General features: G+C 37.2%; 14 protein-coding genes. 6 read left to right on the top strand and 8 right to left on the bottom strand.

Annotation, left to right across the window (positions count from 1 at the left end; all coding sequences use genetic code 11):
- Positions 1-9: 9 nt before the first annotated feature.
- Genes ZA07_RS07930 through kduI form a run of 4 tightly spaced genes read right to left on the bottom strand, consistent with a single transcriptional unit; the run spans position 10 to position 3,400 of the window.
- Positions 10-348, bottom strand: coding sequence for a cupin domain-containing protein (locus ZA07_RS07930; RefSeq protein ID WP_053971172.1), 339 nt, complete (start codon positions 346-348; stop codon positions 10-12).
- A 14-nt stretch (positions 349-362) separates the two neighbouring features.
- Positions 363-1,763, bottom strand: coding sequence for a glucuronate isomerase (uxaC, locus tag ZA07_RS07925; RefSeq protein WP_053971171.1), 1,401 nt, complete (start codon positions 1,761-1,763; stop codon positions 363-365).
- Positions 1,764-1,776: 13 nt separating this feature from the next.
- Positions 1,777-2,559, bottom strand: coding sequence for a gluconate 5-dehydrogenase (locus tag ZA07_RS07920; protein ID WP_053971170.1), 783 nt, complete (start codon positions 2,557-2,559; stop codon positions 1,777-1,779).
- Positions 2,560-2,563: 4 nt separating this feature from the next.
- A complete protein-coding gene (kduI, locus tag ZA07_RS07915) occupies positions 2,564-3,400 on the bottom strand; it encodes a 5-dehydro-4-deoxy-D-glucuronate isomerase (protein ID WP_053971169.1) in 837 nt (278 codons plus the stop codon).
- 163 nt (positions 3,401-3,563) lie between these two features.
- Between kduI and ZA07_RS07910 the strand changes: the two genes are divergently transcribed.
- The 6 genes from ZA07_RS07910 (at position 3,564) to ZA07_RS07885 (ending at position 7,664) form a co-directional block, all read left to right on the top strand.
- Positions 3,564-4,379: an SDR family oxidoreductase gene (locus tag ZA07_RS07910; protein WP_053971168.1), complete on the top strand. Its 816-nt coding sequence runs from the start codon at positions 3,564-3,566 to the stop codon at positions 4,377-4,379.
- Positions 4,380-4,637: 258 nt separating this feature from the next.
- Positions 4,638-5,972, top strand: coding sequence for a DUF5723 family protein (locus ZA07_RS07900; protein WP_053971166.1), 1,335 nt, complete (start codon positions 4,638-4,640; stop codon positions 5,970-5,972).
- A gap of 32 nt (positions 5,973-6,004) precedes the next feature.
- The gene (locus ZA07_RS16005) at positions 6,005-6,181 is read left to right on the top strand and encodes a hypothetical protein (RefSeq protein WP_157492095.1); all 177 of its coding nucleotides are present in this window, start codon (positions 6,005-6,007) and stop codon (positions 6,179-6,181) included.
- A gap of 20 nt (positions 6,182-6,201) precedes the next feature.
- Positions 6,202-6,606 (top strand): hypothetical protein, encoded by a 405-nt coding sequence (locus ZA07_RS07895; protein ID WP_157492094.1) that lies wholly within the window; start codon positions 6,202-6,204, stop codon positions 6,604-6,606.
- A 118-nt stretch (positions 6,607-6,724) separates the two neighbouring features.
- Complete coding sequence (locus ZA07_RS07890; RefSeq protein WP_053971164.1) at positions 6,725-7,078, top strand: DoxX family protein; 354 nt, start codon at positions 6,725-6,727, stop codon at positions 7,076-7,078.
- Positions 7,079-7,088: 10 nt separating this feature from the next.
- On the top strand, positions 7,089-7,664 hold the full coding sequence (locus ZA07_RS07885) for a TMEM175 family protein (protein ID WP_053971163.1): 576 nt from the start codon (positions 7,089-7,091) through the stop codon (positions 7,662-7,664).
- Positions 7,665-7,683: 19 nt separating this feature from the next.
- Here ZA07_RS07885 and ZA07_RS07880 read toward each other — a convergent pair whose 3' ends face one another.
- Genes ZA07_RS07880 through ZA07_RS07865 form a run of 4 tightly spaced genes read right to left on the bottom strand, consistent with a single transcriptional unit; the run spans position 7,684 to position 13,256 of the window.
- Positions 7,684-8,514 carry an alpha/beta hydrolase gene (locus tag ZA07_RS07880; protein WP_053971162.1) on the bottom strand — a complete coding sequence of 277 codons (831 nt, stop codon included), beginning with the start codon at positions 8,512-8,514 and terminating at the stop codon, positions 7,684-7,686.
- A gap of 46 nt (positions 8,515-8,560) precedes the next feature.
- The gene (locus tag ZA07_RS07875) at positions 8,561-10,291 is read right to left on the bottom strand and encodes a cellulase family glycosylhydrolase (RefSeq protein ID WP_053972088.1); all 1,731 of its coding nucleotides are present in this window, start codon (positions 10,289-10,291) and stop codon (positions 8,561-8,563) included.
- Positions 10,292-10,298: 7 nt separating this feature from the next.
- Positions 10,299-11,768, bottom strand: coding sequence for a glycoside hydrolase family 30 beta sandwich domain-containing protein (locus ZA07_RS07870; protein WP_053972087.1), 1,470 nt, complete (start codon positions 11,766-11,768; stop codon positions 10,299-10,301).
- A 12-nt stretch (positions 11,769-11,780) separates the two neighbouring features.
- Positions 11,781-13,256 carry a glycoside hydrolase family 30 beta sandwich domain-containing protein gene (locus ZA07_RS07865; protein ID WP_053971161.1) on the bottom strand — a complete coding sequence of 492 codons (1,476 nt, stop codon included), beginning with the start codon at positions 13,254-13,256 and terminating at the stop codon, positions 11,781-11,783.
- Positions 13,257-13,312: the final 56 nt, after the last annotated feature.

Here is a 13,312-nt window from a genome sequence, read left to right as displayed (position 1 = left end):
TGGTTATAATTATTCTTTAGTTATAAAATCTTCTCTCATGGGACTAAACACATCTACCAGCAAACCGCTTTCCAGACAGCTTACCCCATGAATGGTATTTGAAGGGATAAAAAAGCAATCCCCTTTGCTTAATTTTTTAGTTTCATCACCAATGGTCACTTCAAACTTACCAGAAGCGATGTGGGTTACTTGAGAATGTGGATGATGGTGTAAGGCACCAACGCCACCCTTTTCAAAAAGCACGTGAACCATCATAAGGTGATTATCATAACTTACAATCCGCCTTTTAATTTTAGGTTCTACCTGCTCCCAAGACGCGGACGATTGTTCAAAAAACAACGGATTCATTGCTAGATTCTTTTTTAAAATTTGAAATAATCTTTAGCGTTATAATAGCTGATATCCTGAACAATCTTTCCAATCCATTCCATATCATTAGGAAGTTCACCTCGTTTTATCTCATCTCCCAAAATCTGACATAACAACCTTCTGAAATATTCGTGTCTTGGAAATGAAAGAAAACTTCGGGAGTCTGTCAACATTCCAACAAAGCAACTTAAAAGTCCCATGTTGGATAAGGCGTTTAACTGTTTGGTCATTCCATCCTTTTGGTCCAAAAACCACCAGCCCGAACCAAACTGTACTTTTCCTTTAACGCTACCATCATTGAAATTACCAATCATGGTCGCCATCACTTCATTATCTGAAGGATTCAAATTATAAAGTATGGTCTTGGTTAGTTTATCTTTACTATCAAGAGCATTTAAGAAAGCAGATAGATTCACTGCCTGCGGATAGTCTCCTATGGAATCCCATCCCGTATCAGGTCCTAATTGCCTATGCATTCTGGCATTATTGTTTCTCAAAGCTCCCAAGTGGAATTGTTGCACCCAACCATAGCTATGGTATGTTTCTGACAAAAACATTAAAATAGCTGTATGGAATTTTTGAATATCTTCTACTGACAAGGTCTCACCTTGCAATTTTCTCGTGAAAATTTGATTAATTTCCTGATCGGATGCTGGTAAATAATCAATATAATTGAGTCCGTGATCGCATAACTTGCACCCATTTTCATTAAAATATGCAACTCTTTGTAACAAAGCATCACACAAATCCTGATAGGATTGAATCTCAATCTGGGTAACTTCCCCTAACTTTTGCAGGTAATCTGTATAGCCCTCAGCCTCGATTAGTATAGATTTATCTGGCCTAAAGGCAGTTGATACTTTTACTTTGAAATCACCACCGCTCAATTGTTTATGATACTGAAGATTATCAATGGGGTCTTCAGTAGTACAAACCAACTCGGCATTCATCTTTAGCAATAGGTTCTGACAACTGTAAGCCTCTGAACTTAATTTCTCTGAGGTTTCTTCATAGATACGATTAGCCGTTTTTGGACTCAACAAATTGTACTCCCCAAAATACCTTGCCAATTCTAAATGTGTCCAATGGTACAATGGATTTCTCAAGGTATAGGGCACCGTTTCGGCCCATTTCAAAAATTTATCCTTGTCTGATGCCTCCCCAGTAATAAAATGTTCATCAATTCCTAAGGTTCTCATGGCTCTCCATTTGTAATGGTCACCATTGATCCAAACTTGGGATAAATTTCCATATATTTTATTATCAACCATTTCCTGAGGTGGTAAGTGGTTGTGATAATCTATAATAGGAAGCTCTTTGGCATAGTTATGATACAACTCTTCCGCATAAGAGTTCTCTAACAAAAAATTATCATGAATAAAATGATTGCTCATACAGTTATGACATTTAATTTTCGTTGGCTGGCTTCCCTATGGTTGCCAAAATACCTCCATCGACATAGATGATTTGTCCGTTGACAAAATCACTTGCTTTGGAAGCCAAAAACACTGCAGCACCTTGTAAATCGGATGGATCTCCCCATCGGGCAGCTGGTGTTCTATTAATAATGAATTCGTTAAATGGATGGCCATCCACTCTTATTGGCTCTGTTTGGGAAGTGGCAAAATATCCAGGACCTATACCATTAACTTGAATTCCATATTTAGCCCATTCTGTTGCTAAATTTCGAGTCAACATTTTTAAACCTCCTTTAGCAGAGGCATAGGCACTCACGGTATTTCTACCAAGTTCACTCATCATAGAGCAAATATTGATGATTTTACCATCTCCTCTTTTGATCATACTTCTTCCAACCAGTTGGGACATGATAAAAGCCCCCACCAAATCGACATCAACAACTCTTCGAAACTCCTCAACCGACATATCTTCAGCGGGAACACGTTTGATGATACCCGCATTATTCACTAGGATATCAATTGGCCCTTCCTCTTCCATCAAAGCCACCTGTTTAGCCGATTCATTTTCATCAGTCACATCAAACAAGTACCCAGAGGCCTGAAACCCCAATTCCTTGTAATAGGCCAAGGCCTTTTCCAATTTTTCGGGGGTGGTGCTGGTAATAATAAGTTCGGCACCAGCCTTCCCTAAGCCTTCAGCCATAGCCATTCCCAATCCGTGGGTGCCACCAGTGACTAAAGCTCTTTTATTTTTTAAACTAAAAAGTTCCATGCTTTTATTTTAATTCGTTTGGAGGACACACATCCATATCTCCATAATCCAAATTCTCTCCTGCCATACCCCAAATAAACGTATAGTTAGATGTTCCTGCTCCAGAATGGATAGACCACTCTGGCGAAAGCACTGCTTGGTGATTGTTCATGAAAATGTGTCTTGTATTTTGTGGCTGCCCCATAAAGTGACAAATGGTTTGATCTGGATCCAAATCAAAATAGAAATACGCCTCCATCCTTCTCTCATGAGTATGTGCTGGCATCGTATTCCATACGTTACCTGGCAGCAACTCAGTCATTCCCATTTGCAACTGGCAAGTTTCCACTATACTATTAACGATAAGCTTATTTAAGATACGCTTGTTGGCTTGCTTTTCATCTCCTAACTCGATAATCTCAGCATCTTCACGACCTATTTTTTTAGTTGTAAAACTTTGATGCGCCGGAGCTGAATTGATATAGAATAAAGCTTGCTCCCCATCAAGACTTGCAAACAAAACGTCTTTATGACCTTTGGCTACGTAAAGCGCCTCTTTTGTTTTCAACTCATAGACCGTTCCATCAACCGTAACAGAACCTGTTCCGCCGATATTGATGATCCCCAATTCTCTTCTATCCAAAAAGTTTTCAGACTTCAAATAAGGAATGGTCTCCAATTTTAAGGATTGCCCTACTGGCATCACACCACCTACAATCAATCTATCGTACATGGAATAGGTCACATTGATCTGATTTTCAACAAATAAATTCTCAATTAAGAAATGCTCTCGTAACTCCTCAGTACTATATTTATTGGCATCTGTAGGGTTGGCAGCATATCTAAAGCTATAATTCATCATAATTTTCTATTTTCGCATTGTAATCGATTACACAAATATAAAATATTTTATTTTAAATATCATAAATTTTTATTTTTACAATTTAATAGGGGCTTTTTTAAGGAATTAGCAACGGTGATTTGGAGGAGCAACCCATTTTAAATCAATAAATTACATCAATCTCATGAAAATTGCACACAATTATATAGGAAAAGTTGCTGTTATTACTGGTGGTGGCGGAGCCCTTGGAGGCGCTATGGCTCTAGGCTTAGCCCTAGAAGGCATTACAGTGATACTATTAGGAAGAACCCAACAGAGTCTTGACGAGCAAGCCAAAAAAATAGGCAATCTCGGAGGGCAGGCAGTTGGGATGGTGGCTGATGTTTTAGACAAAGAGAGTTTAGAAACGGTCAAAGAAGAGATTCTTGAGCGCTTCCATAAAATTGATATTTTGGTTAATGCGGCAGGAGGCAATATCAAAGGAGCTGTCATCCAACCTGAAGAAAGTGTCTTTGATATGGACATGGCCGATTTTGACAAGGTTGTAGACCTTAATTTGAAAGGTTCCTTATTACCAACTTTGGTATTTGGTAAGGAAATGTCTAAAAATGCTCATGCGAATATTATTAATATTTCCTCTATCGCTGCCCAAGAGACTTTAACTAGAGTTCTGGGTTATTCAGCTTCTAAGGCTGCCATTGAAAACACCACGAAATGGTTAGCCGTAGAATTTGCCAAGAAATATGAAAATCCGATAAGGGTCAATGCCATTGCGCCTGGTTTTTTTATTGGCGAACAAAACAGAAATCTGCTTCTCAATGCCGATGGAAGCCTTACTGAAAGAGGAGCAACCATTATTCAAAACACACCTATGGGACGTTTTGGAAAACCAGAAGAACTTATTTCCTCTCTTCTCTATTTAGTATCTGACGCCTCAAGCTTTATCACGGGAACTGTGCTATATGTGGACGGCGGATTTAAAACGTTTTCTGGGGTGTAAAATCAATCGATTTTGTGACGATATTAGTTTTGTTTTGGGAAAAATCACAATCTTTTTTTAGCTAACTTAAAGACAGAGCTTTTCGAAAAATTTGTCTTTTAAAAAGTTTTGATATAATTTCAAAGACAGCAACCAAAACTTCTTAATATCATACCCTTTAAGGGGCCAGAAATTATGAAGTAGTGTTTTTGAATTGGAAACCAAATACTTTTTCATTTCAATGGAATTAAAAAAACAGCCAATTTTAACTCTCATTACATGAAACCACATCCGATAAGTTATTACTTCATTTGCCTCGTTTTATTATGCACTACAGGGATAAGCGCTCAATCATACATAGGAGCCACAACAGACCATTATTCAGGTATACATGGGGTCATTTTAAACCCTGCCTATATTGTAAACACGCCTTATAGGGTGGATATCAATTTGGCTTCAGCAAGCGCTCTTGGTGGCAGTGATTATTTTGCAATCAATGTGGGCGATATCTTAAAATCAAATGGCGGCTTTGATTTTGATGAAGACGTTGACAAATTTCCTAAAGACGACAACAACTTCTTTTTCAATGCTGATGTATTAGGACCTTCATTAATGTTTAATTTAAACAGTAAAAGCAGTTTTGGTTTTTCAACAAGAGCAAGGGGATTTTTAAACCTAAATAACATCAACGGTCAATTATATGAAAATCTGGAAGACGGCTTTGATAATTCCCAAGATTTCAATTTCAACTTGGAGAACTTTGTCGGGAAGGTTAACGCCTGGGGTGAAATAGGGTTCACATATGCCAGAACCCTTGTAAAAACGGACAAAAATATCTTTGCGGGAGGTATCACACTTAAATATTTAATGGGTGCAGGTTCAGCCTTTTTCAATACGCCTACGTTATCTGGACAATATGATGCATCCTCTAACACTCTAACTACCAATGGTTCTCTAAGTTACGGATTGAGTCACCCAGATTTTTCTCCCGAAAACATCAAGTTCAACCACCTAACCTCAGGTTTTGGTGCCGATTTAGGTCTAAGCTACCAATGGAATGAAGAAAATGCAGATGGTATAAATTCTGATTCTTACATCCCATACAAATTAAAATTAGGGGTTTCGATAACGGATATCGGATCAATTAATTACAAAAATGGCGAAGTCACGCAATATGACATGAACAACATTGTGGATGCAGACATTTTTGATGAAGATGACTTTCAACAAGTTTTAGAAGATTATTATAGCGGAGAGACCACATCTAGAAATATTAAAATCAAACTGCCTACGGCATTTCACCTCATGGCAGATTACCATATCAAGAATAATTTTTACGCGAGTATTAACGGAGATTTTTCTTTGATTTCAAGTAAAAAACATAAGGTAAGTCACATTATAAACAACTTCACCCTTACACCAAGATTTACTACCAAATGGTTTAGCGTCTATAGCCCATTTAGCTTAAGAGAATATGGGAATTTTGCTTGGGGCTTTGGTTTAAGGGCCGGTCCTCTTATGGTGGGATCTGGATCAGTATTAAGCAACTTGATTAGTAATAACTCAAAATCTACGGATATTTATGTAGGTTTAAAGGTCCCTTTGTATCTTTAAATTATAACTTGGTATGAACCTTACACAAAACAATGCAAAGAAAAAAAAAGGTTAAAATCTTAGGGTTTATTATTCTTCTCATTGGAATCATCACGCAGTTTGCTTTTCAAGGAAAAATTATTGACATGGTTGCAAGCATGTTTATAGGCGGTGGTGTAGGATTACTCGTGGGAGCATGGGTAGGGAAAAAACAAGAAACCAGTAATTAACCACTTTTAAAAAATTCGCAATGACCAAAATCAGATATAGCAAAAAAAGATTGAAAAGTTATTCCCTTCTGGGGCTTTTCATGATTATCATCGGCATCCTTTTTCATTTACTATCTATATTTTATGAAACGTGGAGCAAACCTCCATTAAACACTTTAGGTATCGGGCAGGTGTCAGCCGGTATTTGCTTTTGGGTGATTTCTCTTTTTGAAAACACGAAACAATACCTAACTATAAAAAACGAGGTATTATTAAAGCACACACTTTTTTCAAAAAAGATAAACTTAAACGACATTACTGAAATACGAGAATTTGCAGGAGATTTAAAGCTGATTACCAACCAGACAGAATTTGTTATCGACACTCAAATTGCCGATCCCGATTCTCTTCAAGAACTCAAAAAAGCATTAAAACAATATAATTAAGCTTGGACCTAAAAAAATAGATTCTCAAAATATTCCATTTAAAAAAGAAGCCATAAGAAAAAAGAAAGTAACTTACTCTTAATATTTGGATTCTAACACCTATTAAAACAATTGTAAGTTGATTAAAACCATCCTTTTAATACTACTGGGACTCTTCTTTATTCTTAATGGAATAAACCACTTGATTAACACCCATACTTATAAAGAATATGCAGATAAAAAAGGGTTGATTTCACCAAGATTAATGGTTAGGGTAAGTGGTATCGCTCTTATTTTTGGTGGACTATCTATTGCCACGGGATATTTTTTATTGATTGGCATTATTGGGCTTTCTCTTTTCCTAGTTGTAGCCTCTTTCACCATTCATCAATTTTGGAAGGAGGCCAATACCGAAAAACGGTTGTTGGAAGGAATGCACTTTGCAAAAAATATGGCCATCTTAACAGAATTAATTTACATCGCCTACTCTTAAAAACCACAAGATGAAAACAAGCCGTTTAGAAGCCTTTAGTGATGGAGTTCTTGCCATAGTAATAACTATCATGGTTTTGGAATTAAAAGTCCCAATGGGATCTGACTTTGAAACCTTAAAACCACTCATTCCTAAATTTTTATCTTACATCCTTAGTTTTGTTTATTTAGGTATTTACTGGAACAACCACCACCATCTTTTCCAAGCTATAGAAAAAGTAAATGGTCAGGTACTTTGGGCTAATTTAGCCCTTCTCTTTACTCTCTCCATGGTTCCCTTTACGACCGCTTGGATGGGTGAAAACAACTGGGCCAAAAATCCAGTTGCACTTTACGGAATCAATCTTCTGTTGAGCGCCATCGCTTTCTTGGTGCTTGAAAGAACAGCCATAAAACATGAGGGGAAAGCTTCTAAAATTGGTTTGGCCATAAAAAATCACAAAAAGGAAATCCTATCTATTGCCTTGTATATTGTGGGTGTAATCGGTTCCATAAAATTCCCTATTTTAGGGATTATTTGTTATGCCTTGGTCGCCCTCATTTGGCTGACTCCTGATAGCAGGATTGAGAAACAATTAAAACTATAAGAAGACATTAAGATCAATATTATTTTTCTTTAATAGCTTTTTTAACTCGGTTAATCTCCTTTACTAAAAGTGGGAAAGCTGGAAAAGCCATTCCTCCATGGTCATACCCTTCCAGTTCAAATAACTGAACTTGAGAATGACCGGATAATTGCATCATACGATGAAAGTAGGCAGTTTCCTCATAGCGACCTAATAGCTCCAAATCCCTATCACCAGTAATTAATAACATGGGAGGTGCATCGGGACGCACATGATATAAGGGCGCCAAAGAATCTACAATAGCCTGGGTTCCTTTTATACCTCTTTCTTCTCTCACGGTAAAATGGGTAATGGTATGTCCACTAAATGGTATAAGTCCAGCAATTTTATCGGCATCCATATCAAAATGCCCTAACCAAGACTTATCCAAACCTACCATACTAGCGAGGTAGCCACCAGCAGAATGCCCAGACACAAAAATCAAAGACGCGTCTCCACCATAACGTTCAATATTTCTATAAACCCAACTTACCGCAGCCGCAGCATCTTCGATATATGCTGGAGCTTTTACCTTAGGATAGAGTCTATAATTAACGGCTACTACCGCCAATCCTTTGTTCTTTAACGACTCAGGAATTTCTTTATTTCCAGAAGTCAATCCGCCACCATGAAACCAAACAACCGTAGCAAAACCATTTTGATTTGTGGGATAATAAATATCTAACTTACAGCGCTCTTTAATATAAGCATCATCTTGCTCAAATCCGTTTTCATAATATGCAAGATTCTCTTTAAGACTATAGGTAGTCGTTTGGGAATTAACAGTATACCCAACAAGTAAAATAAGAAGAATAACCAATCTTTGAATCATATTATATTATTTAATCATAAGACACAATTTCCTAAATAATCTTGAATTATTGACGTGTAAATTTCAAATACTTCAATTTGAACCCACCAGTATCAAAAACCACTTTCATTTTGTGAACTCCTTCCTTTAAATAAATTCCTTTGACTAGAAATGAGCTATAAGAATTACTAGAAACTGGCAATTCAATGTTTGAGGTTATATTTTTTGAATCCATTTCTAAATGTAATTCCCCCCCTTGATTGGGAGAAGCATATCTAATCTCTAAATCATAGCTAGCTGATTTGTTGACATTTACCGTGAATAACAACCATTCTCCATCTGCTATATCGAATACCTCATATCCTTGATTCTCGCTATCTGTGGATACTTGTATATCAACGGCGTCATTTCTAAATTTTCTGCCTGTATTACCTTGCGAGTGTTCATCTGTACTCACCCAATAATTTGCTAAAGTTGTATCAAAATACGCATTGGTATGAGACCCCAAATCAAATTCTACAGCGGGTATTTTTCCCGGTATTTCATGAAATGTATAGGCCAAGGTTGTATCGGTTTCTACCTGTCTGAACATAGCATCTATCACATCCTTCTGGATACGGACATGTTCCATTTTAAAATTCTCAACCAGTTGCATTAAAGCTCCTTCTGCAAATTGCACCGTTGGTTTTTCACCCCCATGCTCCCAATATTTCAAAAGTGAGTCAAATGCTGGATTTTTTGTCACTGAAGTAACTCCTGCAATGTTATCTACTTTTTTCATGGGCCAAAAGCACCAGCCTATATCATTCTTTTCCATGAGAGAAATTGCATCACGAAACCAAACATTAGAATTTTCTCCACTCTCGCTTAACCACAATGGAGCATTGAATTTGCTCCTATAATCAAGTACAAATTGTATTTCCTCTTGTGTATTGAAGTTCCAATACTTATGAAAACTAATCACCGTGTTATCATCCCAAAGTGGAAATATTCCATTGTAATTATTACCCCAACAATTTCCAGCTATGATAACCATGTGATTGGCATCTACCTCTCTTATCGCTTTAGTAATATCCATCATAAGTTGACGTAAGGGGCCATTATCGGTTTCATCACATCCGTTTGGATGGTTTCCCGTAAAGCTCCAGTTAGGTTCATTGATAATATCATAACCTCCTATCCATGATTCATCCTTATATCTATCAGCTACTTTTTTCCAGAAGGCAATCATTTTTTGTTTATTGGCTTCACTTTCCCACAAAGAAGGCTTGGACTCATCATAATCAGAAATATTGGTATCCTTTCCTTGCCCACCTGGTGCAGCGTGCAAATCAAGAATTAAATACATTTTATTTGCTTCACACCATTTCAACAAACTATCGGTTAAAGAAAATCCTTTTTCGATCCATGTAATTTCTCCATTGGTTTCCTTTTCTATCGGTGGTGTATACAGGTTGTAATGCATCGGCAACCTCACTGTATTAAATCCCCAACTCTTTAATGAATCGATATCCCTTTTTGTAACAGAATTCTTTAGATAAGCGTCATAAAATGCCTCTGTTTTCTCTGGTCCTATTAACTCAACTATTTTCTGCTTAATAGCATGTTGGGGACCTGCAAAATTTGAAGTCTGCAACATATAACCTTCTTGAACCATCCAACCTCCTAGGCCGAGTCCTCTTAAAAGCACCCTTTCACCAGCACCATCAACTATATCTTGTCCATCAGCATGCAAAAACCCTTGAGATTGCATAGAAATTGACACAATGAATAGCAAAACCATTAAAATATATCTCATAATCTTCCTATTGATTCCAAACATATGTCCCTACAGCACCCGGACCTAATGTGGTCGACACCCATTCTCCTTGATGCTTAATATTAAAGGTTTCAATAGAAGCTCCATCATTCATAACAATTAGAACCATTTTACCTTCAGGCGTTTTAAAGGCTACATTTTGTAATTGTCCTACAATGTTGGATGCAACCCTCAGAGATCCTGTTGGTACAAATTTAGAGGCATGGGCTATTATATAATAGCCTACATTCCTGGTAATGGTTCCACTCGAACTTATCGTGATACCGCCTTTACATACAGTACATCCACCATCGGTGTGAGGTTGATAATTTTCGTCACTGGCCAAATTCCATTCCAAAGCATTTTTACTCCAGTTACGCATTGAGCCTATCACAACATTTTTAACATGCCATTGCAAATCCCCGTCAAAGGTCCCATTAGAGGATGTATACTGCTCTGTAAAATATATGTTTTTGTCAGGGTGAGCATTGCGAACTGTACTAAGAGCCTCAATATCCCCATTGTATAAATGGAAAGCAGAACCATCGATATAGGATTTAGCAAGGGGGTCGTTAAGAACGGTTATTGGATAATTTGGATTATCACAATTATGATCCCATACAATAATTTTTGTATCAATATTTGCCATTTCAAATGCAGGCCCTAAGTGATTTTTGACAAAACTAGCTTGGTCCTCTGGGGTCATAAACATGCTTGGGTTGTTACCATCATGATAAGGTTCATTCTGAATCGTAATGGCATCAATAGGTATACCTTCGGATGCCATGGCCTGAATATATTTCACGAAATATTGAGCATACACACCAAAGTATTGCGCTTGCAAACTCCCTCCTATAAAACTATCATTATCCTTCATCCAAACAGGTGCCGTCCAAGGAGATCCTAAAATTTTTATGCTAGGGTTTACTTGAAGAATTTCCTGTAAAACAGATACCACACCTTCCATATCGGGTTCCAGGCTAAAATTATTGAGCTCAACATCAATTTGCCCTTCCGACATATCATTATAAGTAAAAGGATAGGCATTCAAATCGGAACTCCCGATACTCACCCTTAAATAATTAATACCGATACTGCCCTCAGCACTACCAAATAACTCCTGAAGTAAGGTTGTTTTACTGGAAGAACTCAAACCATTGATTACTTCGGCACTACCACCTGTTAAAGTAAACCCAAAACCATCAACCGTTTGAAAGGTTGAATTTTCGTTCACTTCAATAGTCGAAAAAGTATTACTTGACGTCCCAAAGTTTAAAATCGTGGGTCTCTTTGATAACAATACGCTTTGATCGGGTTTAGTTAACCAAAAATCAACATCATTAGTGTCAGTCCCAGTATCTGGATTGGAATTACCCGTTGGGCCATTATCCAAATCAGAGTCATTTCCAGAGGTTGAGCAATTCAACTGAAAAAGTAATAAAAGGCTAAATAGCAAAACAGTATATTTCTTAAACATGAGCAACATAGATTAATAGGTTATGGTTTGGATTGCATGAGCTGGAATTTCAATTTGCATTTTTTGTTCACCTACAAATAAATTATAATCCACTACTTGGTCGCTCTGGTTCATTACCACCGTAATCATAGTTCCATCCGTATTCAAAAAAGAGGTCGCCAACAAATCACTACGACTCACAGCCGTACTGATTCTTTTAGCTTGGGGTCTAATGAATTTCGAAAAGTGCCCAATGTAGTAATACGAGGGCGTAAAAATTAACTCACCTGACTTGGTGTCCGCATGGATTGGAGCAAAACAATAATTACCAACATGATTTGGACCTCCATTTTCATCTAATAAAATATTCCAATCTGTCCACCCCATCGTGCCATTGTTGAAGTCATGAATCATGCTTTTTCCATAACGTTCAGCGTTCGGCCAAAACTGATATTTTTCTGAATCAAATTTCTCATTGCAACCCTCGGTGAATAAAAGACCTTTATCTGGGAAGGATTCGTTTACTTTCCCTACATTCTCAAACAATGGATCACCACCAGACCAATTCTCATACCAGTGAAAACCCATTCCCCAAACATATTTTGAGGCTTCAGGATCAGAATAAATAATATTGGCACGACGGTTCATTAAATCTCTATTATGATCCCAGACCACAATCTTTTTATCCCCATACCCAGCTCTTTCGAAGGTTGGACCCAAATAATTTTTCACAAAATCTCTTTCAGCTTCAGCTGAATAAATACAGGATTCCCAAGTTTGTTTGGCCATAGGCTCATTTTGAACCGTGACACCCCATATCTGGAAACCTTCCTTTTCATATTCTTGAATAAATTTCACATAGTAATTTGCCCAAGACTGAAAGTATTCTGGCAAAAGCACACCTCCTTGAAGCATGTTTTTTGTATCCTTCATAAAAGCGGGAGGACTCCATGGGGAGGCATAAAACATCAAAGGCTCTTTAGCAATTTGCATTGCCTCTTTTATCATCGGCAACCTATATTTACGATCGTGGTCAATGGAAAAACTTGTTAGGCTTGAATCCCCTTCTTTGATATATGTAAAGGTTTCACTACTAAAGTCAGAACTATGTATTGGCGTTCTTAACAAACTATAACCAATTCCTTTATCCTTATCATAATAGGCATTCAACAATTCTTCACGCTTAACATCTGAAAGTTTAGAAAACACTTCTGCACTAGCATCTGTTATTGCTCCACCTATCCCTATAAAAGATTGAAATGTCTTTTGGGGATTAACAAATACTGATATTTCAGTTTCCAAGGGTTGGTTCCCTTCTTGTATGACTAAATCATCGGTTTTGGTCAATCTTAATTCAGAATTTTCGGCAGTGGTATACACTTTAGCTTCTTTCACTTCAAAAGACACTGGCTCTAATTCTTTTTGGATTTCCTTTTGAGTCACTTCATTCTGGCATGATACATTCAAAACTCCAGCGATACAAACTAATTTTATGAGGACTGATTTCATTATTCTAATTTTTAATAGCCCATAGTCAATTTTGAATATGGGCTATTTCAACTAAC

Source organism: Mangrovimonas sp. ST2L15, assembly GCF_001280515.1.
GTDB classification, from domain to species: domain Bacteria; phylum Bacteroidota; class Bacteroidia; order Flavobacteriales; family Flavobacteriaceae; genus Mangrovimonas; species Mangrovimonas futianensis.
This window is presented reverse-complemented; position numbering and strand designations above follow the sequence as displayed.

What these genes read in the sequence shown, in the direction of transcription:
- ZA07_RS07930 (WP_053971172.1), bottom strand. Translation starts at nt 348, where the DNA reads ATGAATCCGTTGTTTTTTGAACAATCGTCCGCGTCTTGGGAGCAGGTA.
- uxaC (WP_053971171.1), bottom strand. Translation starts at nt 1,763, where the DNA reads ATGAGCAATCATTTTATTCATGATAATTTTTTGTTAGAGAACTCTTAT.
- ZA07_RS07920 (WP_053971170.1), bottom strand. Translation starts at nt 2,559, where the DNA reads ATGGAACTTTTTAGTTTAAAAAATAAAAGAGCTTTAGTCACTGGTGGC.
- kduI (WP_053971169.1), bottom strand. Translation starts at nt 3,400, where the DNA reads ATGATGAATTATAGCTTTAGATATGCTGCCAACCCTACAGATGCCAAT.
- ZA07_RS07910 (WP_053971168.1), top strand. Translation starts at nt 3,564, where the DNA reads ATGAAAATTGCACACAATTATATAGGAAAAGTTGCTGTTATTACTGGT.
- ZA07_RS07900 (WP_053971166.1), top strand. Translation starts at nt 4,638, where the DNA reads ATGAAACCACATCCGATAAGTTATTACTTCATTTGCCTCGTTTTATTA.
- ZA07_RS16005 (WP_157492095.1), top strand. Translation starts at nt 6,005, where the DNA reads ATGCAAAGAAAAAAAAAGGTTAAAATCTTAGGGTTTATTATTCTTCTC.
- ZA07_RS07895 (WP_157492094.1), top strand. Translation starts at nt 6,202, where the DNA reads ATGACCAAAATCAGATATAGCAAAAAAAGATTGAAAAGTTATTCCCTT.
- ZA07_RS07885 (WP_053971163.1), top strand. Translation starts at nt 7,089, where the DNA reads ATGAAAACAAGCCGTTTAGAAGCCTTTAGTGATGGAGTTCTTGCCATA.
- ZA07_RS07880 (WP_053971162.1), bottom strand. Translation starts at nt 8,514, where the DNA reads ATGATTCAAAGATTGGTTATTCTTCTTATTTTACTTGTTGGGTATACT.
- ZA07_RS07875 (WP_053972088.1), bottom strand. Translation starts at nt 10,291, where the DNA reads ATGAGATATATTTTAATGGTTTTGCTATTCATTGTGTCAATTTCTATG.
- ZA07_RS07870 (WP_053972087.1), bottom strand. Translation starts at nt 11,768, where the DNA reads ATGTTTAAGAAATATACTGTTTTGCTATTTAGCCTTTTATTACTTTTT.
- ZA07_RS07865 (WP_053971161.1), bottom strand. Translation starts at nt 13,256, where the DNA reads ATGAAATCAGTCCTCATAAAATTAGTTTGTATCGCTGGAGTTTTGAAT.